The 737-nt window shown below is 64.2% G+C and carries 2 protein-coding genes; both read right to left on the bottom strand.

Annotated elements, in window-relative coordinates:
* A partial coding sequence (locus tag AACY45_RS27200; RefSeq protein ID WP_339548519.1) for a hypothetical protein occupies positions 1–402 on the bottom strand: 402 nt, incomplete at its 3' end.
* Positions 403–454: 52 nt separating this feature from the next.
* A partial coding sequence (locus tag AACY45_RS27195) for a LacI family DNA-binding transcriptional regulator (RefSeq protein ID WP_339548517.1) occupies positions 455–737 on the bottom strand: 283 nt, incomplete at its 5' end.

Below are 737 nucleotides of genomic sequence, written 5' to 3'. Positions count from 1 at the left end.
CAGGGCGATGTTGAGCGCGACCTGAAACGCCATCACCGATAGGACGAGCATCGCGGGCGTCCGTGCGCTGGCAATGCCCGCGTACGACGCGATCGTCGCGACAAGGCCTGCGGCGATCCAGTATCGCCGTCCCGTGCCGCGCTCGAGCGAACGGTCGCTAAGCCATCCGAATAGGATACCCGCAATGCTGGCCATCGCGGCACCTGCGATCATCGCCGTCGCGAGCACACCGAACCGCGCTTCCCCGGCAATCAACTCGATCCGCAGTGGCAACAGCAAAGTTAACAACGGCAGATACGCAACGACGCATCCGGCGTATCCAAGCGCACCAAGCACCGGAATCAGTGCGGGCGATCGCTTCGCCTTGCGGACAGCGAAGAAGCGGTCGGAATGCGCGGTCATGTGACGCCTGCTTAGGACATCGGCATCGCCACAGCCAGGGGATTGCAAAGGGTTATCGGCGTCGTGCGGTCGATTGGCGCAGCTCTAGCTTCGCCGGGACAATGATCGGCTGCCCCGGTGAATCACGCCCTGCGAGTTCGGCAATGATAAGCTCGACCGCGCGGGCCGCCAGATCGGCGATTGGCTGGTCCACTGCGGTCAGCGGCGGATGCGTGAAGCGGACGATCGGGGTGTTGTCGAAGCTGATCAGCGACAGGTCGCGGGGCACCGCGATCCTGCGTTCCCGGCACGTCTCCAGCGTGGCGAGCGCCATCTGATCGTTGCTGGCGATGATC

This window comes from Pseudomonas sp. RA_35y_Pfl2_P32 (assembly GCF_963970735.1).
Lineage (GTDB): Bacteria > Pseudomonadota > Gammaproteobacteria > Pseudomonadales > Pseudomonadaceae > Aquipseudomonas.
This window is presented reverse-complemented; position numbering and strand designations above follow the sequence as displayed.